Annotated in this window: 15 protein-coding genes; 5 read left to right on the top strand and 10 right to left on the bottom strand. The window is 62.7% G+C overall.

What is annotated here, in order from left to right; translation table 11 throughout:
• Positions 1 to 12 precede the first annotated feature (12 nt).
• Positions 13 to 2,064: an elongation factor G gene (fusA, locus tag ACTHN9_RS01010; RefSeq protein ID WP_440534886.1), complete on the bottom strand. Its 2,052-nt coding sequence runs from the start codon at positions 2,062 to 2,064 to the stop codon at positions 13 to 15.
• A gap of 1,227 nt (positions 2,065 to 3,291) precedes the next feature.
• On the opposite strand from fusA, the gene ACTHN9_RS01005 reads away from it, so the two are divergent.
• Positions 3,292 to 3,957 carry a hypothetical protein gene (locus ACTHN9_RS01005; protein ID WP_440534885.1) on the top strand — a complete coding sequence of 222 codons (666 nt, stop codon included), beginning with the start codon at positions 3,292 to 3,294 and terminating at the stop codon, positions 3,955 to 3,957.
• Positions 3,958 to 4,021: 64 nt separating this feature from the next.
• Here ACTHN9_RS01005 and ACTHN9_RS01000 read toward each other — a convergent pair whose 3' ends face one another.
• The 6 genes from ACTHN9_RS01000 to ACTHN9_RS00975 all read right to left on the bottom strand — a co-directional run bounded on the left by ACTHN9_RS01000 (position 4,022) and on the right by ACTHN9_RS00975 (position 11,765).
• The gene (locus ACTHN9_RS01000; protein WP_440534884.1) at positions 4,022 to 5,092 is read right to left on the bottom strand and encodes an ABC transporter ATP-binding protein; all 1,071 of its coding nucleotides are present in this window, start codon (positions 5,090 to 5,092) and stop codon (positions 4,022 to 4,024) included.
• Between the two features lie 39 nt (positions 5,093 to 5,131).
• Positions 5,132 to 6,736, bottom strand: coding sequence for an ABC transporter permease (locus ACTHN9_RS00995; RefSeq protein ID WP_440534883.1), 1,605 nt, complete (start codon positions 6,734 to 6,736; stop codon positions 5,132 to 5,134).
• Entirely contained in the window at positions 6,737 to 7,762 is a 1,026-nt protein-coding gene (locus ACTHN9_RS00990; RefSeq protein ID WP_440534882.1) for an iron ABC transporter substrate-binding protein, read from the bottom strand. It abuts the gene before it with no gap.
• Positions 7,763 to 7,845: 83 nt separating this feature from the next.
• Positions 7,846 to 9,150 (bottom strand): iron uptake transporter deferrochelatase/peroxidase subunit, encoded by a 1,305-nt coding sequence (gene efeB, locus ACTHN9_RS00985; RefSeq protein ID WP_440534881.1) that lies wholly within the window; start codon positions 9,148 to 9,150, stop codon positions 7,846 to 7,848.
• 1 nt (position 9,151) lies between these two features.
• Complete coding sequence (locus tag ACTHN9_RS00980) at positions 9,152 to 10,288, bottom strand: hypothetical protein (RefSeq protein ID WP_440534880.1); 1,137 nt, start codon at positions 10,286 to 10,288, stop codon at positions 9,152 to 9,154.
• A gap of 19 nt (positions 10,289 to 10,307) precedes the next feature.
• A complete protein-coding gene (locus tag ACTHN9_RS00975; protein WP_440534879.1) occupies positions 10,308 to 11,765 on the bottom strand; it encodes a carbohydrate porin in 1,458 nt (485 codons plus the stop codon).
• 392 nt (positions 11,766 to 12,157) lie between these two features.
• Between ACTHN9_RS00975 and ACTHN9_RS00970 the strand changes: the two genes are divergently transcribed.
• The 4 genes from ACTHN9_RS00970 to ACTHN9_RS00955 all read left to right on the top strand — a co-directional run bounded on the left by ACTHN9_RS00970 (position 12,158) and on the right by ACTHN9_RS00955 (position 16,616).
• Positions 12,158 to 13,363: a Bcr/CflA family efflux MFS transporter gene (locus tag ACTHN9_RS00970; RefSeq protein WP_440534878.1), complete on the top strand. Its 1,206-nt coding sequence runs from the start codon at positions 12,158 to 12,160 to the stop codon at positions 13,361 to 13,363.
• Between the two features lie 437 nt (positions 13,364 to 13,800).
• On the top strand, positions 13,801 to 14,844 hold the full coding sequence (gene tauA, locus ACTHN9_RS00965) for a taurine ABC transporter substrate-binding protein (RefSeq protein WP_440534877.1): 1,044 nt from the start codon (positions 13,801 to 13,803) through the stop codon (positions 14,842 to 14,844).
• A 42-nt stretch (positions 14,845 to 14,886) separates the two neighbouring features.
• The gene (locus ACTHN9_RS00960) at positions 14,887 to 15,708 is read left to right on the top strand and encodes a taurine ABC transporter ATP-binding protein (RefSeq protein ID WP_440534876.1); all 822 of its coding nucleotides are present in this window, start codon (positions 14,887 to 14,889) and stop codon (positions 15,706 to 15,708) included.
• The gene (locus ACTHN9_RS00955) at positions 15,705 to 16,616 is read left to right on the top strand and encodes an ABC transporter permease subunit (RefSeq protein WP_440534875.1); all 912 of its coding nucleotides are present in this window, start codon (positions 15,705 to 15,707) and stop codon (positions 16,614 to 16,616) included. Before ACTHN9_RS00960 ends, ACTHN9_RS00955 begins: the two co-directional genes overlap by 4 nt.
• A 225-nt stretch (positions 16,617 to 16,841) precedes the next feature.
• Here the strand turns inward: ACTHN9_RS00955 and araH are convergent, their stop codons facing one another.
• From araH to ACTHN9_RS00940, 3 genes are all read right to left on the bottom strand, one after another.
• Entirely contained in the window at positions 16,842 to 17,837 is a 996-nt protein-coding gene (gene araH, locus ACTHN9_RS00950; protein WP_440534874.1) for an L-arabinose ABC transporter permease AraH, read from the bottom strand.
• Between the two features lie 85 nt (positions 17,838 to 17,922).
• Positions 17,923 to 19,452, bottom strand: coding sequence for an L-arabinose ABC transporter ATP-binding protein AraG (araG, locus tag ACTHN9_RS00945; protein ID WP_440534873.1), 1,530 nt, complete (start codon positions 19,450 to 19,452; stop codon positions 17,923 to 17,925).
• The gene (locus ACTHN9_RS00940) at positions 19,445 to 20,461 is read right to left on the bottom strand and encodes an arabinose ABC transporter substrate-binding protein (protein ID WP_440534872.1); all 1,017 of its coding nucleotides are present in this window, start codon (positions 20,459 to 20,461) and stop codon (positions 19,445 to 19,447) included. The genes araG and ACTHN9_RS00940 overlap by 8 nt, the downstream gene beginning before the upstream one ends.
• Between the last annotated feature and the right edge of the window lie 14 nt (positions 20,462 to 20,475).

Raw genomic sequence — 20,475 nt, 5'->3', positions numbered from 1 at the left:
CCAGGCCACTGCTCACCCCCCATTCCCTTCTTCCTGCCGCCGATACATCGCAGCAAGCTTATCCTGCTGATTCGGCGGCACGGGATCGTAATGACTGAGTTCGATACTGTAATTCCCGTCTCCCCCCGCCATCGCATTCAAGCGCGATTGATACTCGCTCAACTCCGATAGTGGCACCTTGGCCTCCACCGCCACCATATGCCCGCTAAGCGTTCGCGAACCATGCACTTGCGCGCGCCTGGACGATAGATCGCCGATGATGTCGCCCATCGCCGATTCGGGCGCCGTCACCTCGAAATCGACAATCGGCTCGAGCAAAACGGGCTGTGCTTTCAACACGGCATCGATAAACGCCTTCCGCCCGGCCACCACGAACGCGACTTCTTTCGAATCCACGGGATGATGCTTGCCGTCGTGCACGGTGACGCGAATGTCCTGCATCGGAAAGCTTGCCAACGGTCCACTTTCGATCACCTGAAGAATGCCTTTCTCCACGGCCGGCATGAATTGCCCCGGAATAGCGCCGCCTTTCACGGCATCGACGAACTCATACCCGGCACCGCGCGGCAGCGGCTCGACGCGCAGCATGACTTCTCCGAATTGTCCCGCGCCGCCCGTTTGTTTCTTGTGCCGATAATGTCCCTCCGCAACGGAGCCGATCGTCTCGCGATAAGCAATCTTCGGCGGCCGAGTCACCACGGGCAGCTTGTATTGATCGGTCAGCCGTTCGAGCATATGGCGCAGATGAAGCTCGCCCAGCCCACGAACGACGGTTTCGTTCGTGCCCACCGGGTGCTCGATGCGCAAGCACGGGTCCTCGGCGGCCAGCTTTTGCAGGATCTCCCACAGCCGCTGTTCGTTGCCCCGCCGCTCGGGCTCGATGGCCAGCGCATAGATCGGATTCGGGAAGGCGAGCGGGGCAAGGTGGATGTTGCCGTCTTCCGGCGCATCGTGCAGCACGGCGTCGTAGCCGATTTCGTCGACCTTTGCCGTTGCACAAATGTCGCCGGGGCCAGCCTTGACGATGTCGATATGATCCTTGCCTTGCAAGCGCATCAAGTGTGCGACACGAAAGGGCTGGCGAGCGCTGCCTATATAGAGTTGGCTATCGCGTCGAACCGTCCCCTGGTGGATGCGAAATACGGCCATTTTTCCAATATATGGGTCGACGACGATTTTGAACACGTGAGCCAGCACGTGTTTGTCGGCATCGGGCTGCGCTTGCACCGTTTCTCGATGGTCGTCCCCATCGCGGTAGAACAAAGGCGGATTGCCTTCGAGCGGATTCGGCAGCAAGCGGACGAACACGTCCAATAGCGCTTCGATACCTGCACCCGTGGCAGCGGAGGTGAAACAGATGGGGATCAGATGCCCCTCGCGCAGCGCTTGCTCGAACGGTGCATGCAGCTGCTCGGGCTCGATCGCCTGGCCTTGCTCCAGATAAAGCTCCATCAAGCCGGGATCCAGTTCGATCACTTGATCCACCAGTGCATCGTGCGCCGACGCCACCGATAGAAAATCGGCTTCACCCGAAGGCGTGAAGAAACAATCCACCACGCCATGAGCCTGCTGCGCGGGTAGGTTGATTGGCAGGCATGTCTTCCCGAATGTCTCCTGAATCTGTTCGACAAGCGTGGGGAGATCGACTTTCTCGCCGTCGATTCCGTTCACGATCAGGATGGTGCAAAGCTTGCGCGCCTTGGCCCACGCCATCATGCGGCGTGTCGTCATTTCGATGCCGGTGCGCGCGTTGATGACGATGGCGACCGTTTCCACGGCGGAAAGCGCACTGAGCGATAACCCCGAGAAGTCGGGGTAGCCTGGCGTATCGACGAGATAGACGCGCGTGTCGTGGTAATCGAGGTGGGCGATAGCCGAGCTGAGCGAGTGGTGGTATTTGCGCTCGAGCGGATCGAAATCGCACACGGTCGTGCCGCGCTCGATACTGCCCGCGGCGTGAACGGCGCCGCTGCGGTAGAGCAGCGTTTCGATCAGCGATGTCTTGCCGCAACCGGCGTGGCCGACCAGTGCGATGGTCCGAATGGCTTCAGGTGGGTAGTCCATTGCCGCCCCGTCCAGCGATCGCGATGGGGGCATTATTGGCGAAAAACCCCCGCGCCGCTACCCAGCACTGCGCCTATGTGCGGGCAAGGATACGGCCCCAATCCGCGTCCCGCGTCGAATAGTCGACGTTTCGTTAGTGCATCGAATTGCTGTGCTGCGTCATTTTTTGTCGGTCGGATTTGTGCGGCGCTAGTGAAGCGCATCGGTCAATGAGTGAAATAACGAATTTACCCGCCGATCCGCCTTCCATTAGAAATTGCGAGAAATCTCAGTCGCCTGAACTGCGAAAATAAGAAATCACTGAGATACAAGAAACCTAAACAATGTAAATATCTTGGATCCTCATCGAGATAAATCGATCTTGATCGACGCGAAGCGACGTTTTATCGTCTGACGAAAGCATAACAATTGTCAAATCTCGCGTCGTCGGAAGGCTCAGTCGACTCGCTATATGGCACCTTTCTGCGTCGTCGGAGCCGTGAATCCAGGCGGCGTCGCCAAGATTCGAAGTCGCCGGTACTAAAGTCCGACAATGTGAAAAAATTCCGAGCAAGTTGCAATTCGATGCGAGGTATGAATCTTGTGCAGCCCGCTTGACACGTAGTCAGTCGCTAACTAAATTCATTTCAACTTTCCAATTTCATAATATCGTTAAGTATCGAGATACGCTCCGCGGGCTAGGCTAAGTATACGAAACCGTGTGTTAGCCCTTGTCGCGCGAAAAATAAAAGCGATTGGCCGCACGCAAGTTGGCGGGTTGGCGGTGCCTTGCGGCGGATGGTCTGCGGACAGTGCTGGGGAGAGCGTAGCCGCGATGGCGCGGCGGCGAGCCTGCCGCCGAAGCATCGAAACGATTGCGAGGCCCCGACATGAATTGCGATTCGAAGCACGGCGTCAATCGCAGCAGTGCGCGCAGCAGAACGCGGGTACGACGTTCGGCACTGCATCGGCCCGATCCGCGCCGGCCGAATCCGATTTACGCGCGGGCGTGTGAGCTTTTATCTCAATCCGCGTGGTCAGACGGAAAACCACGTTAGCCGTTCGATTCATTCGATTTTACGTTTCACGCTTCGAGAGGTCGGCCGGTGTTGCCGAGGGGGGCGTGCGCGTTGCCGTGCTGATGCATTGCGTTGCGCACGTTTAGACAGACTGGTTATTCCGGCGTAGCCGATGCGATTTCAAAAAATTAGGCGCGTTTTTTCATCAGAGCAAAAACCGAGGGCGAACATGAGAGATTTCGTGCGGTACGGTGATGTCATCGTGCTGGAAAGCTGCGAAAACGACGACCATCTATTCCTGGGAATCGTCTCCCGCAAAGCGGGCAGGCGCCATCCGTTGCAATTGTCCACGGAAGTCGCCGAAGCGGACAAACACCCGGGCAGCGATTATCAATGGCGTGTCTTGCCCGTCATAGGCGCCAAGCGGAAGTGGGGCGATCCCATCGGTTTCGCCGACCGGGTGCGTCTGCAAATGGTCGACGATAAAGGTCAATCGCGCATGCTGTCCGTCAGTCACTTGGACGATCGCTCGATCATGGCCGAACGACGGCCGGCGCGGATCGATTCGTGCACTTGGTTGCTGTCGTACGCAAGCGAGCTAGCCGTCGCTCGCGACGGGCGCGTGATACCGGCGGGGGAGTTTTCGCCGCATGTCGAATACGGCACCGTGAACTATGTCACGCTCGTCAATCGTGCAGGCTACCTCGGCGCGACGGACGACCCGTATCGCATCTTGCGCAAGCGCACGGCGTTGGTCGACGATCTGCCCGAACGAGGAAAAGGGGTGTGGTGGCGAATCTATCGCTCGATCTCGGATGTCGTTCCGCTCGTCAGACACGAGCCGCGCGGCATGTCCATGCGCGATGCGCCGGTCCGTTCGCTTTCGGTAGCCTAAGCCTCGGAACGAAACGCGGCTGCCCAGGCGCTTGCTGCGTACGCTCGCCTGAGTAGCCGTGCGGTCATTGCGGGTAGGCGACGACGTCGCCGTCCACCCATACGCGCACCCGCGTGCCGACGGCCGGCGCCCGATAGCCGGGCACGCGCGCATAGAGGCTGCCGTTGGCCTGCGACGCCGCCGCGCCTTCGAGCCGCAAGCTCAGTCGCGCATCGTGCCCATAGAAGTTCACGGCTTCGACTAATGCGCCGCACCGCTCATCCTCAATGTGGCCCACGGACGGATCCAATCCGGCGATTTGGATTTGTTCGGGGCGGATCATCACATCGACCGCGCCATTGGCATGCACGTCCGATAACTTCAATTGTCCAAGCGCGCAGCGCGCGCTGCCGTGTTCGGCCACGCCCGGTAGCATCAACGCTTCGCCAACGAACGAGGCGACCTCGCGCGATACCGGCCGGCGATAGAGCACATCGGGCGTCGCCGTTTGGATCAATCGGCCTTCCCACAGCACGGCCACTTCATGTCCCATCGAAAGGGCCTCCGATTGGTCGTGCGTCACGAGCACCGCGGTTGCGCCTGCGTGCGCGAGGGCATCGGCTACGGCCTCGCGCGTCTCCGCCCGCAGCGATGCGTCGAGCGACGAAAACGGTTCGTCCAGCATGACCAGCGACGGCGACGGGGCGAGCGCACGCGCCAGCGCGACGCGCTGCTGCTGTCCGCCCGACAATTCGTGCGGCGGCCGCTCGGCGCACGAGGCCGGCAGCCCGACGAGTTCCAATAGCTCCGCCACGCGGTAGCGCGCGCGGCGCTGTTGGCGCGGTAGACCAAACACGATGTTCTCGGCCACGCTCAGGTGCGGAAAGAGCGAGCCTTCTTGCGAGACATACCCGATACGGCGCGCTTCCGCGCGCACGTAGATTTCATCGCTTTCGACCGTTCGCCCGCCGATTTCGATCGTGCCTCGGCTAGCGCGCTCGAAGCCGCAGACGGTGCGCAGTAGCGTGGTTTTGCCGCTGCCCGATGGCCCGAGCAAGGCAAGCAGGCTCCCGTTCTTCACGGACAAATCGATGCCGCGCAGCACCGCATGATCGCCGAAGGCTTTGTGCAGCCCGCGTAGGGTTAAGTCGCTCATGATGATGTCGTGGCCGGCGGCTGTAGCGAGCGTCGCATGTCAGAGATCGGCACGCGCCGCGACAGAGCGGCCAAGGAAAGTGAACAGTAGGGCCGATGCCCCGAGCGAAATGCCGACGAGCAAAGCCGCATAGGGCGCCGCTGCCGCGAAGGCGAGCGTTGCCGTATCGCTCCATACCTGCGTGGCGAGCGTATGCGTGTCGAGCGGCGACAGCAGCAGCGTGGCATTGAGTTCGGTCACGACGGAAATGAATACCATTGTCGCCGCCGCGCCAAGCCCGGCGCGTGCCAACGGAAGCAAGACGCGAGCAAGAATCGGCAAGGTGCCAAGCCCGAGCGAGCGTGCCGCTTCCTCGAGTTTCGGCTGTATCTGAAGCAAGGATGCCCGCACGCTCACGAGCGCAAGCGGCAGAAACAGCGTGGCGTAGGCGGCAACGAGCAAGGCCGTGGTTTGGTACAGCGGCATCGCCACGCGAACCGCGAGCGACACCAGCGCGAGGGCGATCACGAGCCCCGGCACGCCTTGCGCGAGCAGCACGGTGCGCTCGAGCCAGACGGCGTATCGGCTCGGATAACGGACGAGCAAGAAGGCGATCGGCAGGGCAAGCGCCGTCGTGACGATGGCGGCGTTCAGGCCCAAGCTCATGGACGTCTTGGCGGCCTCCCAAAGCGAGGTGGCGGACACTTCGGTCGGCGTCACCGCGGCTGCGCCGTGCTGGGTCAGCCAGTAGCCGATCGTAGCGAGCGGAACCCCCAAGGTTGCGAGACTGAGCAGTGCGAAGCCTGCGACGACGAGCCAGCGCCAACGGCCGAGCGGATATCGCGAGGTGGCGCGCCGCGTGCCGCGATCGACGCGGGCGTAGCGTGCGTGACCGCGCACGCGGTGCTCGAATGCGATGCAGCCCAGCCCCAGGAGAATCAGCACACACGCGAACATCGATGCGCCGCCGCCGTCGAAGCTCGTGCGGTACTCGGCGAAGATTTCCGTGGTAAATGTCCGGAAACGCAGCAACGAGAACGCGCCGAACTCCGACATGACGCCGAGCGCGACGAGCAGCATCCCGCCGAACAGCGCGGGGCGAAGCTGCGGCAGCACGACGCGCACGAATACCGATCGCCGGCCGCAGCCGAGCGAGCGCGCGGTTTCCTCCAGCGCCGGGTCCATCCCGCGTAGCGCAGCCGCGACGGGGAGGTACACGAGCGGGAAGTAGGTGGACGTGACGACAAGCAGGGCGCCGCCGAAGTCCTGCAAGTTCAGGCTCAACGACACCCAGGCATAGCTCGCGATGAATGGCGGCATCGCCAGCGGCGCGACCATCAATGCAGCCCAGAGCCGCCTGCCGGGCAGCGCCGTACGCTCGACGAACCACGCTGCCGATAGCCCGATCACGGCGGATGCGGCGGTCGCGGCCACGGTGATAAGCAATGTGTTCGCCAGCAATTCGCCGACGAGCGGACGCAGCAGGAGGTCGATCGTATCGCCGATCCCGAACGTCGCGGCCCGCCACCCCGTGAAGGCGATCGGCAGCAGGACGAGCAGCGCACCGAGTGCGGCGGCCACCGACAAAGTGCGCGGGGCGTGCGAACGCGCGCGCACGCGGGGCGGGGCGTTTCGTCGGCGCGCTCGCACTCCCGCCATACGCATTTACAGCAAGCCTGCTTCGCGCAGCAGTTTGGCGGCTTGGCTGTCGTCGCCGAGTTGCTGAACCGTCAGCGCGGGCGGCTGCAATTCGTTGAACGGCTTGAGCATCGGATCGGGCGCAACGCCCGCATGCAACGGATATTCGTAGCCGATGTGACCGGCCGCCATCAGCGCTTGGGCCCGTTCGCCAACGAGGTAGGCAAGGAAGCGCTGGGCGCCGCTGGGGTTATGCGCGGCTTTGAGCATCGCGGCACCGGAGACGTTGACGAGCGCGCCGATGTCGCCGTGGCCGAAGTGGTAGATCGCGCTGCGCGTCTTGTCCTTGCCGAGTTCGGTGTAGAGGCGGTCCCAGTAGTAGTTGTTGACGATGCCCGTGGCCACCGCGCCGCGATTGACCGCGGCCACGACGCCTTCGTCGTCGTCGAAGATTTGCGCGTTGACTTTCAAGCCTTTGAGCCAGGCCAATGCCTGGTCGTGCCCCTTCGCGGCCAGTACGCCGCTCACGAGCGGAAGGAAGTCCGAATCGCTCGGCGCGATGCCCACCTTGCCTTTCCACTGCGGCTTGGCGAGGTCCATGAGCGAGGCGGGCAACTGCGCGGGCGTGACTTGGGCCGTGTTGTACGCCAACACGTTTTCTCGTGCGAAGACGCCCACCCACTTGCCGCTCGGGGAATTGAAGCGAGCGGGCACCGTGGCCAGCGTCTTCGGTTCGACTTGACCGAGCAGGCCCTTCTCCTCGAGCAGCATCAGCTCGGGGGAGTTTTCCGTGAAGTAGACGTCGGCCGGCGTGGCCGCGCCTTCGGCGACGAGCTGGGCCGCCAGCGCGGGACCTTCGCCGCTGCGCACGCGCACGGCGATGCCCGTTTGCTTTTCGAAATCCTTGGCGAGCTGAGCCACCAATTGCTCATGCTGCGCGTTATACAGCGTGATGGTTTCGGCCTGGGCGGAGTTCGCCGCGCCACCGAATGCCACGAGTGCGAGCGCGGCGACGATCGTCTTCGCGCGTTTGCCGAGTCGGAATTGCATCATGTTCGAAAATTTCCTAAGCGTAAGCGTAAGGTTGCCGTCGCGGCACGCCGGAGCCGCGATTGTGCGCATATTGATCGAAGTATTCAAGCGTCGAACAAGCCGGCGCCGATGAACGATCCCGGCTTCGCGCCGGGCGGGCACGCAAAGATCGCGCTGCCGACGTGCGTCGTGAACTGGTTCATCATGTCGAACTTCGACAGTTTTTCGTTGATGGGGACGAAGGCCGTGCGGGGATCGCGCTGGTGCGCGATGAACAGCAAGCCGGCGTCGAATTCGGTTTCCTGGCGCCAAGGCGGCCACCGTTCGATGTAAAAGTTCGTGCCGTCGTTGTACGAATAGGCCCGGCGCAAGAGCCGCATGCCGTCATTGTTGCCGGGGTTTGACAAACGCACATGCGAATTGTCGGGAATGACCGGGTTGCCGTCCTTGTCGACGGCATCGAGATCGACCGGATCGAATTCGTTCTGTTTGCCGATCGGCGCGCCGCTGAGCTTATGACGCCCGACCACTTGCTCTTGAAAGCCGAGCTGCATTTGGTCCCAGTGTTCGAGCGTAATGCGAATACGTCGAACGACCGTATAGGTGCCGCTTTGCATCCACGCCGGGCCTTCCGCACCGGCCCAAACGAACTGGGACATCAAGGCCGGGTCCGACGGGGCAGGGTTGTTGGTACCGTCCTTGAAGCCCATCAAGTTGCGTGCCGTTTTGCCGCGCGCACCCGATAGAAAGCCGGCTTGGCCCCAACGCATTTGGATGGCGCCGTATCCCATGCGCGCGAGCTGGCGCACGGCATGGAAGGCCACTTGAGGGTCGTTGGCGCAAGCCTGCACGTACAGATCGCCGCCCGATTTCGCGGGTAAAAGCTGATCGCCGTTGAAGCGAGGCAGATCGATCAAGGCTGCGGGCCGGTGCGCGGCCAGCCCGTAGCGGTCCTTGCCTTCATGCGAGAACAGGCCGGGCCCGAATCCGAACGTGATGGTGAGGCCGGCCGGCCCCAGATCGAGCACTTCGCCCGAATCGGCAGGCGGCGCGTCGTCGGCGCTTTGCAGCGGGCGCGCGGCTTCGCCACGGGTCATGCGCGCGGCGGCATCGGTCCATTCGCGCAGGAGGCCGATCACGTCGGCGCGCTTGTCGGTCGTCAGATCGAATGCCGCGGCGTAGGTATGACTTTGCTGCGGCGTCACGATGCCGCCCTGGTGCTCGCCGAAGAACGGCTCGATGCCGGCTAGCGTATCGGGGCGAGCGTCTGCTCGATGCGCGTGGGGGGCAGCGTGGGCCGTCGTTGCCGCACTCAATGCGCCCGCAGCACCCGCAGCGGCCGTGGCAGCGCCGGCTTTTAGAAAGGCGCGCCGAGCGGCATATGGAACGGTGGGATCGTCGTGTGCCATGTCACTTCGCCAATACGAGCGTGTTGACGTCGTCCTCGACGTAATAGAAGCCGTCGCCTTGCGGTGTCATCGCGATGCCGAACAAGTCGCCGCTACCGGGCGGCGATTGCGCCTTGTCGGTGTCGATCCAACGGGCGTAAAGCTGCTTGCCGGCCACGGGGTCGATTTCGACGACTTGTCCATTCAATGCGTTCGTGACGAGCAGATGGCCATTTGGCGCGGTCGCCATGGCAAGCGGGCGATGCAAGAAACCGTCCGCGGTGAGTTGACGGCCGACGCCGGCGCTCGTGTCGCGCGTCATCGGATCGTCGATCACGGTGATGCGATTGCCGATCGCATCGGACACATACAGTTGCTTTTGGTCGCCGGAAAATGCGAGGCCCGTCGGCCCGACTAGGAACACGCCTTTGTCCGCTTGTGCCCCGAAGCCGCTCGCGACAACGGTTTGCTGTTTGACGACCGGGGCTGTGCCCGGTGCGATCTCGAGGTCGAGACGCACCACGGTGGACTGTTTGAAAACGGGCACTTCGCCGTCGGGGCCGGGCGTGGGCCCGCCGACGCCGAAGCCCGCATTGCTGACGAACAGCGTAGCCGTATCGCCGTGGTCGACGACAGCCATGTTGCCCCATGGATCGTTGATGTTCTCGCCGGTGATGGTCGAGACCACTTTGCCGGTGTGGTCGAGAACGATCAAACAGCCGGCGCCTTTCGTCGTCGTGGTGCCGTCGTTGCTCGGTGTGCTGCCGACGATGACCCAGCCCGATTTGAGCATGGTCATTGCCGTCGACAAGCCGATGCCGCCGGGGCAGGCCTTCAAGTCGCGCGGCACCGTGGCAAACACCGACATCTGCTTGGTGTCGGGGTGGTAATCGACGATCGTGCTGCCTGTGCCTTGCAGATTCGCGGCGTTGTTGAAATTGCCGACGAGGACGTCGCCGGCCTTGATCGTGCCCGACGAAACCGGTGCGACGGCGATCGCGTAGGGGTTTTGGTCGCCGTTCTCGGGAACGGTATTGATGAGCGTCGTGTCTCGATGGATCGTTTCGAGGAAGCCCTGCGGCTCGGCGAGCGCTACGCTCGACGCGACCGCAAGCGCGGCCGCGACGGCCGCCGTCCGGGCGTTGACGATGGATTTCATAAAGAGGCCCCGCCGGAAATTAGAAGGTGATCGTGGTGCGCGCGCCGACGACGAACGTATTGCGCAGCGTTTGGGTCGGATTGGCGGGGTTCTGGCCGGCGCCCGCATTAAAGGTGTATTGCGCGTCGGCTTGTAGAACCCACCATGGCGTGACTTGATATTGATAGGTGGCTTCGAGCGCCGTCTCGCTGCCGCGCACGACGTTTCCGCTATCGGCGTCGAGCCCGGCCGCATGGCTGCCTACTTTGATATAGGCCAGGCCCAGCCCGACGCTGTCGTTGTCGCGGCCCTTGAACGGCGCTTTCATGACCACGCCGACATTCGCGCTGACGCTGACGAGATTACGGTCGCCGGGCGCACCCATGACGCGTGCGAACACGCCGATGCTGCGCGGCTCGTCGGGGTTCGGGCGCCACACCATTTGATCGGCCACCGCGTAGAAGCTGTAGTCGCCCTTATGCTGGGCCGCGGTGCCGGTGGCCGAGTTCGCCAGCGAGGCGCCGGTGTTGTCGAAGCGCTGATCGGCGAATCGTTCGTTGTTGTACCAGACGCCAACCTTATAGGTGCCCGGCAAGCCGCTGCCTTTGCCGAGGTCCATTTGGCCTTCGCTCGGCTGATTGATCGCGTATTGCAACTCGCCGATATACAGCGCGCCGTTATGCAGATTGAAATTCGTGCCGCTGCCGTTGAGCCGTTGCGGGTCGCCCGTGCCTGGTGCCGGGTTGCCGTCGAACACGCCGGCGAGTGCGGTTAGCGAAGGGGTGATCTGGCCGCGCACGCGTACCCCGAGCGCCGAAAGCGGATAGGCGGGACCGCCCGACGGCATATCGTACGAGGGCAAGCCCGCCCAGCCGAACATCGTATTGACGAACGTGTTGGCATAGGTGCTGACCATGAATTCTTGGTCGAGACTTTGCTGCCCGATTTTGAAATCGACGCGGCCGTTCAGGATCGATTGCTGGTACCAGAGTTCCCACAGGCGCGTGGTGTCGTCGGCTTCGATGCCGCTCGCCGTGTTCAACGTGCCGAGGTTGTATTGACTCAGATTGCGGCCGTGAATCTGCAGGCCGCTGACGTTGAAGGTGCCGCCGGGCAGGCCGAACGACTTTTGCGTGTCGATGGCGAGCGTTGCCGTCGTCAAACCGTCGTACGTCCCGCCGTGCGCGAGGCCGCCGCGCAGGTTCGAGAGGTATTCGCTCGTCTCGGTCATCGTGAATGTGGCGCCGTACTGGCCGATGAAGGGCCGCAGGCCGCCGATATCGCCGAGCAATGTTTGGCGCGTGGCGATGCCGGTCCATTGGTTCGTCGGCTTGGCTTGGATGCTGAGATCGGCCTCGGGCGCTTGCGGCAGGGCATCGGTCGATCCCGCTGCGACGGCTGCGCATGAAGCGAACGCGCTCCACGCGAGTAGGGCGCAGCGCGCCAAGGGATGAACATCGTGACGTGTGACGCGCCGCGCGGCTGGTCTGAACCTCATCGGAACTCCTGTCGTTGTGGGCGAGAGGTGCGAACGCGCTGGCTGCAAAAGGCCGCCCCTGAGGTGCGTGAACGCTCTCGCGCTTGTACGTATGCGATTTGTGGAACTGGAGCGAATTGTACCGAGTAAGAGTGGAAATGCAAATAGAAATACGAACCGTTCTCATTAAGAATTATTTGTGTGTATATTTCAATTTGCTTTCAGTGGGCCGGCCGTCCCACGCGCCGTTGAACACGCAATCGCACGCCTTCTCGTAACATCCCGCGCTTCAGTCGGTCGTGTCGGTCGATCTCGGGCGCGCGACGGAAGATGCGCAAGTTCGCTTCCGCGATGTGTCAAACTCGCTCCTTTTTCCGCCAAGCGCTCCCCCGTTCGAGTCGAATTCCATCGCCATGGATAGAAACCGCGTTGTCTTGATCAACTCATGCGTCATCCTCGTATTAGGGCTTTTTTCGATCGACCTCTATAACCCCGCGCTGCCCAGCATCGTTGCTTCGTTGAAGATCAGCCATGCTCAGGCCGAAAGCCTGGTGGTGTTCTATCTGGCTGGGTTCGCGGCGTCGCAGCTCTGGTACGGTCCGGCTTCCGATCGGCATGGACGAGTCCGTATCATTCTCGCTTCGCTGCTGCTTGCCGCGGCGGGCAATCTGCTGACGGCATTCGCCAGGTCGGGCCATGAATTGATGCTATGCCGTCTCGTCACGGGGCTCGGAGCGGGAGGCTGCCCGGTCATCAGCCGGGCGGTGCTGAGCGATGTGTTCAAGGAAAAGAAATCGCTGACGCAAGCGCTCGCGGTGTTTGCGATGGCGGCGCAGGTTTCTCCCGCATTCGCGCCGATGATCGGTGGTGTCATCACACTGTATTTTTCGTGGCGCTACGACTTCGCCGCGCTATGCCTCATTACGTTGGCAGGGTTTTTCATCGTCAGGGCGACGCTGCCCGAGACACGTCCCGAACGCGATGCGCATTCGCCGGGCAACGCGCTCGCGAGCTACAAGATCCTGGTTTCGAGTGCGACCTTCATGGTGTACAGCATCGTGTCGGCATTGCTGTTCGCCGTGACGATCGGTTATTACACGATCAGCCCGTTCATCTTCCAAGATCACTACCGGCTGACGTCCGCCCAAAACGGCCTGCTTTACGTGTTCTATGCGGTCGGCATCGCCATCGGCGCTTTCGGAACCAAGCAACTCGTGGCGCGATTCGCGCCGGAAACCGTGTTGAGGGTTTCGCTTGCGTTTCTAGTCGCCGTGAGCGGTACGGCGGTTGCGCTTTGCGTGTCACAGCCTAGCGTCGGATTGCTCGTCATGCTGCTGTTGGCGTTTCTTGTGGCCGTGGGCTGCGGCGTTTCTGCTCCGCTCTTGCTTGGCCCGAGCCTGCATCCATTTCCGAAGCTCGCCGGTGCGGGCAGCGCCTTGCAGGGAACGATCAAGATGGCGGGTGCCGCCCTCACGCTTTGGCTGATCGCGTTGCTTCGCCCGACGGAACTGACGGCGCTCATGGTCATCATCTTCGTGCTGACGGCAACTTCGTTGCTGCTCGGGACACTCGTGGCTCATCCTCGCTTGCGTGAGGCGATGGCGGCCGCTAATCGTTAGCAGGGCCGGCGGTAGCGGCGCCGCTTCGTCGCTGTTTTTCCTCGTCATCGGGGATTGTCGCGAGGTCGGCGAGCCATGCGTCGGCCGTCGAATCGCTCGGGGCGCGATCGTCGCCCCGGGGCGATAGCGAGCCGCCGGAGCCGCCCTTGCGGCTATTGGGATGCGAGGCACGGGAAATCGATATCCGCCCGAGTTGCCTGCGCATGCGTGCGCGGCAAAACAGCCGGGACAATGACAGTGCGAACGCGCGCGCAGGTCGTTCGATGATCGTAAGCGGCATCGCCGCAGGGCGATCGACTGCCGTCGATCGATGTCTACCCCATATCTCGCGCAATGGTATCGATATGTCGAATCGTCGTTGGACACGTTGGCGCCTGCGCCGGTAGCCTTCATCGATACCTATTTGTACGACCGGAACACACGAAGGGGAGCCATTCATGCAGCGTTTCAATCTCGCTAGGTTATCGGCTGTCATCTCGGCAGCACTCGTGTCGGCTTTGTCGTTGTCGTTGACGTTCTCGGGGCCTGTTTTTGCGGATACGCACGAAGTCGTCATCGCGTATCAGGACATGGTCGTACCGTGGCGCTACGCCCAGGCGAGTGGGGCCGTCGAAAAGGCCACCGGTTACAAGGTGACGTTCCGCAAGCTCGATAGCGGCGCCGACGTCATTCGTGCGCTTGCCTCGGGTTCCGTGCAACTCGGCGAGGCGGGCTCCAGCCCCATTGCCGCCGGCCTATCGCAAGGCGTCGACATTTCACTGTTTTGGATTTTGGACAACATCAACGATGCCGAAGCGCTCGTTGCGAGAAACGGCTCGGGCGTCAACAGCTTGGCCGATTTGAAAGGCAAGAAGATTGGCGTGCCGTACGTGTCGACATCGCATTTCCATACGCTGGTCGCTTTGAAAAACGCGGGCGTGAATCCGGCCGACGTGCAGATCCTGAACCTACGTCCCGCCGAAGTGGCGGCGGCTTGGTCGCGCGGCAACATCGATGCCGCCTATATATGGGATCCCGTGCTCGCCAAGGTCAAGCAAAACGGCCGCGTGCTGATCACTTCGGGCGAGGTGGCGAAACGCACAGGCGAAGCCACGTTCGACGGCTTCGTCGTCAGCCGAAAATTCGCCAGCGCCAATCCGGAATTCGTGACCCACTTCGTCAAGGTACTCGCCGAAGCGGATGCCGATTATCGCGCGAACCATGCCGCATGGAGCGTGGGATCGCCCCAGGTCGAAGGCGTGGCCAAGGAGTCGGGTGCCAATCCGAAGGACGTCCCGGCGAGCCTCGCGCTGTATGCATTCCCGACGCTCGCACAGCAAGCGTCGAGTGCGTGGCTCGGAGGCGGCGCACAGGCTGGGGCGGCGAAGTCGCTGTTGGCGACAGCGGCGTTCTTGAAGACCCAAGGCACGATTCAAACGGTGCTGCCCGACTATTCGATTGGCGTCGACCCCGAATTCGTGCAACGCGCGTTGGCGCATTGAGTACGGCGCAGCCGCGGGTATTTTCGAACGCAGGAACGATCCATGAGCAGGCTAGACATTCGGCACCTTTCAGTGTCCTACCCAGGCGAACGCGGACGAGCGAGCACGCGGGCGCTTGCCGATGTGGACTTACGCATCGAGTCGGGCGACTTCGTGGTTGCGCTCGGCGCCTCGGGATGCGGCAAGACGACGTTGCTCAACTGCATTGCCGGTTTCGTCACGCCGACGGCCGGGGAGATATTGCTCGATGGAGCGCCGATCGACGGGCCGGGTGCCGATCGCGGTGTCGTTTTCCAAAAGTACGGTTTGATGCCGTGGTTCAACGTGATCGACAATGTTGCCTTAGGCCTGCGCTTCCAACGCGTCGGTAAAAGGGAGCGCGAGCAGCGGGCACGTGAAACGCTGGCGCTGGTCGGGCTCGAGCGCCATGCGCTTGCACGTACCTATGAGCTATCCGGTGGGATGCAGCAGCGAGTGGGCCTCGCGCGAGCGCTCGCGAGCGACCCGCGAGTCCTGTTGATGGACGAGCCGATGGGTGCGCTCGACGCGATGACACGCACGGCGATGCAGGAACTCGTTGCCGATATTTGGGTGCGTACGTGCAAGACGACGTTCTTCATTACGCACGACATCGAAGAGGCGCTTTTCCTGGCGACGCACATTGTCGTGATGACACCGGGGCCAGGCCGCATTGCTCATCGCTTCGACGTACCGTTCGCCAGGCGGTATGCCGAGACCCGCGATGCACGGGCGATCAAATCGTCGGCCGAGTTCATTGCGTGGCGCGAGCGCTTGGTCGATCTCGTGCAACAGCACCCCGGGGCACGTCCGGTGGGCGCATGCGAGGCGCAGGCGATCCTATGACCCGACCGCCATCGTTGTTTGAAGAAGCGTTCGCCGCCGCGGCGGCTGCTGAAGTCTACGCATATCAGTCGGATCGAGATCGCGGCGCGGCAGGACAGTTGCCCGCCAAGCGGACACGTCGGCGGCGCCGTGCCCCACCCGGCGAGGGAGGACCCGCTGCGCTCAGCATCGCTTCCGTGCTCGTGCTCGCCTCATTGTGGTGGGCGGCGACGCATCTGGCTTGGGTGCCGCCGCTCTTCTTGCCGACACCGGAAGCGGTATGGGCCGCATTCGTCGATGCCTGGCACGGCCGCGTTCAAGGCGGCCTACCGCTCGCGCAGCATCTGGGCTGGAGCACGCTGCGCGTGTTCGGCGCATTCCTGCTTGCAGCCGCCCTTGGTGTGCCGACGGGCATCCTCATGGGCGTGAACCGCGTGGCGAGCGCGCTCCTCGATCCGCCGCTCGAGTTTTATCGGCCGCTACCGCCCCTCGCATATTTGCCGCTGGTCGTCATTTGGTTCGGTATCGATGAAACGGCCAAGATCGTTGTCATCTTTCTCGCGTGCTATGCGCCGATCGTCATGTCTTCGCGCGCCGGTGTGCGCAGTGCCACGATCGAGCAAGTCAATGCCGCCTACTCGCTCGGTGGCAGTTTTGCGCAGGTCGTCCGGCATGTGGTGCTGCCGGCCGCACTGCCTGAGATTTTGACGGGCCTACGTATTGCGATCGGCTTTGGATGGACGACGCTCGTTGCGGCGGAGATGGTCGCGGCGACAGCCGGGTTGGGGCAGATGGTCCTCAATGCATCGAGCTTCTTGCGGACCGACGTGGTCGTCATGGGCATCGTCTTGATCGGGATTGTCGCCTGGAGTGTCGATCTTGCGATGCGCGTGTTGGAACGGCGTATCGTGCCTTGGAAAGGGCGGTAGGCCTCGCAAGGCTCTCCCTGTTGCGCTTGAGGGGGCGCGCCAGACCCTGTCGGCCGACAAAGCGTAGGCAAAAAAAAGGCCGAACGAAGCGCTCGGCCAAGCCGCCGATCAGACAGGATCGCGGGGGACTTCAGGAGAGAGGCAAGGCGGCCGGGCGAGGATGCGCCCGGTCCACCGTTGAGGGTTGCGTTCGCGGAGGAGCCAGTAATGGCGACCCCGGCCGCTTTACTTCACGCGCGCGGCACGCGAGCGCCGGATGTGATCGAAGAAGACCGCCAGCAACAGAATGCCGCCGCGAATCAGATACTGATAGAACGTCGGCACGTTGAGCAGGCTCATCGCATCTTGCACCGACCCCATGATCAGCACGCCCACGAGTACGCCCGAGATCGTCGCCACGCCGCCGGTCAACGACACGCCGCCGAGCACGCAGGCAGAAATCACGCCGAGTTCGAGGCCAACGGACGTCTTCGGATCGCCGAGGCTCATCCGCGAGGCCAGCATGACGCCTGCGAAGCCGGTCACGAGCCCTTGCAGCACGAACACGAGGATCTTGATCCGCATCACGGGCAAACCGGCGAGCAGGGCGGCTTCGCCGTTGCCGCCCACCGCCAGCACGTTCTTGCCGAATACCGTTTTGCGCAAGATGAAGCCGAAGACGAGAAAGCCGACGATGTTGCTCCAGATCGGGTAGGAGATGCCGAGGAACGAGCCGCCGCCGAGATCGAAGAAGCGCTCCTCCGAAATCATGACGGCATCGCCGTTGGACACGATGAAGGCGAGGCCGCGCACGACTTCCATCATGGCAAGCGTCACGATCAGCGAATTGATCCGGTAGCGCGCGACCAACACCCCGTTGACGAGGCCGACCGCCCCGCCGGCCACGACGCCGCAGGTCACGCCGAACAACACGCTGTGCGTGGCCGTGATGACCGTCGAGGCCACGACGCCCGAGAGCGCGACGATCGACGCCACGGACAGATCGACCTCGCCGAGCGCCAGCACGAACATCATCGTGACGGCGATCGAGCCGATCAGCGTGACCGACAGCAGCAAGCCCTGCATGTTGCGGCTCGTCAGAAAATCGGGCACGGTAAAGCAAAGGACGACGAACAATATCGCGAACACCATGACGATGCCGGATTTGTTGAGCAGTCGCCAGGTTTTGGCCGCGTAGGCTGCCGGACCGCTCGGGGCGGTGAGGGTTTGAGGTTGTTGCATGGTCTCGTCTCTTTCGGTGCCGTGTTCGCAAGGGCGGCGGACACGGCCAAACAATCGGATCAGTACTGCTTACGAATCGATCGGCTCATTGAGGCAGGGCGAGCTTGATCAATTGGTCGGGGCTCGCCTGGGCCTTGGGCAGATCGCCCACCACGCGGCCTTCCTTCATCACGATGATGCGATCCGCTACGCCGATCACTTCCGCCAAATCGCTCGACACCATGAGCACCGTCCGGCCCGCTTCGGCCAAGCCGTACAGCAGCTCGTAGATTTGCGCCCGCGCGCCGACGTCGATGCCGCGCGTGGGTTCGTCCATGACGAAGACATCGATCTGCTCGGCGAGCCAGCGTGCCAAAATCACCTTCTGCTGGTTGCCGCCCGAGAGCGTGCCGATCGCCGTGTCGCCGTTGCGCGTCTTGATCGACAGCTTCTCGATGTACTCGTCGGTCAGATCGCGTTCGCGCCGGTCGTTCAATAGCCAGCTCGCGAAGCTGGAATGGCGCCGCGCGCTGATGTTCAGGTTGTCGGACACCGAGGCGATCGCCACGATGCCTTCTTGCTTGCGGTCTTCCGGACACAATGCGATCCCGGCTCGCACGGCATCGCGCGGCGTGGCAAATCGCATCGAGCGGCCGTCGAGTTCGATCTCGCCTTGGCTCGGCCGCACAGCGCCGCAGACAAGCTTCATCAATTCCGAGCGCCCTGCGCCGACGAGACCGAAGAAGCCGAGGATTTCGCCTTTTCGGGCACTGAACGAAACGGGCTCGGAGAGCCCCGGGCCGAGTAGGCCCTTCGCTGCGATGCGCACGTCTCCGACCGGGCGTTCGCGATAGCCGTAGACGTCGCGGATCGAACGGCCGACCATCGAGCTGATCAATCGATCGCGCTCGAGCCCGTCGACACTTTCGAACGTTTCGATCGAGTGCCCGTCGCGGAAGACAGTCACGCGATCGCACAGCTCGTACACTTCGTCCATCCGGTGCGTGACATAGACGATCGCGCGGCCTTCTTCTCGCAAGCCGTTGATGATCTTGAATAGCTGCTTGGTTTCGCGCGCCGAGAGCGAACTCGTCGGTTCGTCGAAGGCGATGACGCGCGCATCGCGCATCAACGCCTTGCCGATCTCGATCATTTGGCGCTGGCCGATCGAGAGATTCTTCACTTGCTCGCGCGGATCGATGCGCTCGCCGAGACGTTCCAGCGTTTCGCTGGCTCGCTCGATCAACGCCCGCTCGCTGAGCACGCCGAGACGGCTCGGCAGTTGGCCGAGCATCAAGTTCTCGGCCACGGTCAACTCGGGAACGAGGTGCAGTTCCTGATAGATGATGGCGATGCCGGCTTCGATCGCCGATTTCGTCCCGGAGAAGTGTTGCTCGACGCCGCCGAGCTTAAGCGTGCCCGACTGCGGCACGTTCACGCCCGACAGCACCTTCAGCAGCGTCGATTTCCCGGCGCCGTTCTCGCCCATCAGGCCGTGCACTTCGCCGCCACGTACCGCGAACGACACATGATCGAGCGCAAGCACGCCGGGAAAACTGACGGTAATGCCGTCCAGCTGCAGGTAAGGCACGGCCGTTCCGGCGTCCGCCACTAGAATGTCGTTCGCGTCATGCATGACGTTTAAATCCCAGTTCCTTACGCACGTCGAGCCAGTTGTCGCGCGTCATCAGCTTGCCCGTGGTTTGCGTATCGGCCGGCGGTTGCTTGCCCGTGCGGATCCAGTCGATCAGGTTCTGCGCGGTTTGCTTGCCGTGATTCGTCGAGCTGACCGCGATCGTGCCGTAAAAGCCCGTCGGTTCCTTCTTTTGGAACTCGGCGAACGCTTCGCCGGCGCCGTTGATGCCGACACCGATCACGTCGGCCGACGGAATATGCAGCTGTTCCGTCGCGCGCACGCCGCCCAGGACCGATTCCTCGTTCAGCGCGAAGATCACCCACTTCTTGATGTTCGGGTGCTTGGACAGCACGGGCGAGGAGGCCACGAAGCCGCCTTCGTCGTCGGTCGTCTTTTGCGGCGCGTCGAAGATGTTGTCCTTCTTGAAGCCGTTCGCAAGCAGCGTTTCCGTGGCGCCGTCGGTGCGCAGCTTGGCCGTGGGCAACTCGTAGTCGGAGATGCGGATCGCGCCCACTTCTTCCGGCTTCCAGCCGCGGCGCTTCATTTCGTCGGAGATGGCCTGGCCCACTTGATTGCCGATCTTGGATGCGGACATGCCCAGGTGCGGCACGCCGGCGAGCGGCTTGCCGGCGGAATCGACGAGCTGGTCGTCGACCGTCACGAACTTCATGTTGTACTTCTTCGCCCGGGTTTGGATCGCCGGTCCCAAGCGGACGTCGGGCGCGCAAATCACGAAGCCCTTGGCGCCTTGCGCGCCGAGGTTGTCGATGGCGCTAAGGACGCGTTCGCCATCGGGCGTGCCGATGTCGACCACGCTGACGTTGTCGGCCTTGCCAACCGCGTTGGCTGCCTTCTGCTCGTTAATGAACCATGCCTGCTCGGGCATCTTCACGAGGAAGCCGATCTTCAAAGGCTCTTCCGCATGGACGCCGAGCGGGGCCATGAGCGGTGCGGCCAGGAGCGCGGCCATGGTGGCACGCAACGTGAAGCGGCGAAGCTTGCTGGTCATACTAGTCTCCTTCT

This window comes from Trinickia sp., assembly GCF_051953405.1.
In the GTDB taxonomy this organism is placed as follows: Bacteria; Pseudomonadota; Gammaproteobacteria; order Burkholderiales; family Burkholderiaceae; genus Trinickia.
This window is presented reverse-complemented; position numbering and strand designations above follow the sequence as displayed.

What these genes read in the sequence shown, in the direction of transcription:
- ACTHN9_RS00970 (WP_440534878.1), top strand. Translation starts at nt 12,158, where the DNA reads ATGGATAGAAACCGCGTTGTCTTGATCAACTCATGCGTCATCCTCGTA.
- araG (WP_440534873.1), bottom strand. Translation starts at nt 19,452, where the DNA reads ATGCATGACGCGAACGACATTCTAGTGGCGGACGCCGGAACGGCCGTG.
- ACTHN9_RS00980 (WP_440534880.1), bottom strand. Translation starts at nt 10,288, where the DNA reads ATGAAATCCATCGTCAACGCCCGGACGGCGGCCGTCGCGGCCGCGCTT.
- fusA (WP_440534886.1), bottom strand. Translation starts at nt 2,064, where the DNA reads ATGGACTACCCACCTGAAGCCATTCGGACCATCGCACTGGTCGGCCAC.
- ACTHN9_RS00960 (WP_440534876.1), top strand. Translation starts at nt 14,887, where the DNA reads ATGAGCAGGCTAGACATTCGGCACCTTTCAGTGTCCTACCCAGGCGAA.
- ACTHN9_RS00955 (WP_440534875.1), top strand. Translation starts at nt 15,705, where the DNA reads ATGACCCGACCGCCATCGTTGTTTGAAGAAGCGTTCGCCGCCGCGGCG.
- ACTHN9_RS00990 (WP_440534882.1), bottom strand. Translation starts at nt 7,762, where the DNA reads ATGATGCAATTCCGACTCGGCAAACGCGCGAAGACGATCGTCGCCGCG.
- ACTHN9_RS01000 (WP_440534884.1), bottom strand. Translation starts at nt 5,092, where the DNA reads ATGAGCGACTTAACCCTACGCGGGCTGCACAAAGCCTTCGGCGATCAT.
- ACTHN9_RS00995 (WP_440534883.1), bottom strand. Translation starts at nt 6,736, where the DNA reads ATGCGTATGGCGGGAGTGCGAGCGCGCCGACGAAACGCCCCGCCCCGC.
- araH (WP_440534874.1), bottom strand. Translation starts at nt 17,837, where the DNA reads ATGCAACAACCTCAAACCCTCACCGCCCCGAGCGGTCCGGCAGCCTAC.
- ACTHN9_RS00975 (WP_440534879.1), bottom strand. Translation starts at nt 11,765, where the DNA reads ATGAGGTTCAGACCAGCCGCGCGGCGCGTCACACGTCACGATGTTCAT.
- ACTHN9_RS01005 (WP_440534885.1), top strand. Translation starts at nt 3,292, where the DNA reads ATGAGAGATTTCGTGCGGTACGGTGATGTCATCGTGCTGGAAAGCTGC.
- tauA (WP_440534877.1), top strand. Translation starts at nt 13,801, where the DNA reads ATGCAGCGTTTCAATCTCGCTAGGTTATCGGCTGTCATCTCGGCAGCA.
- efeB (WP_440534881.1), bottom strand. Translation starts at nt 9,150, where the DNA reads ATGGCACACGACGATCCCACCGTTCCATATGCCGCTCGGCGCGCCTTT.
- ACTHN9_RS00940 (WP_440534872.1), bottom strand. Translation starts at nt 20,461, where the DNA reads ATGACCAGCAAGCTTCGCCGCTTCACGTTGCGTGCCACCATGGCCGCG.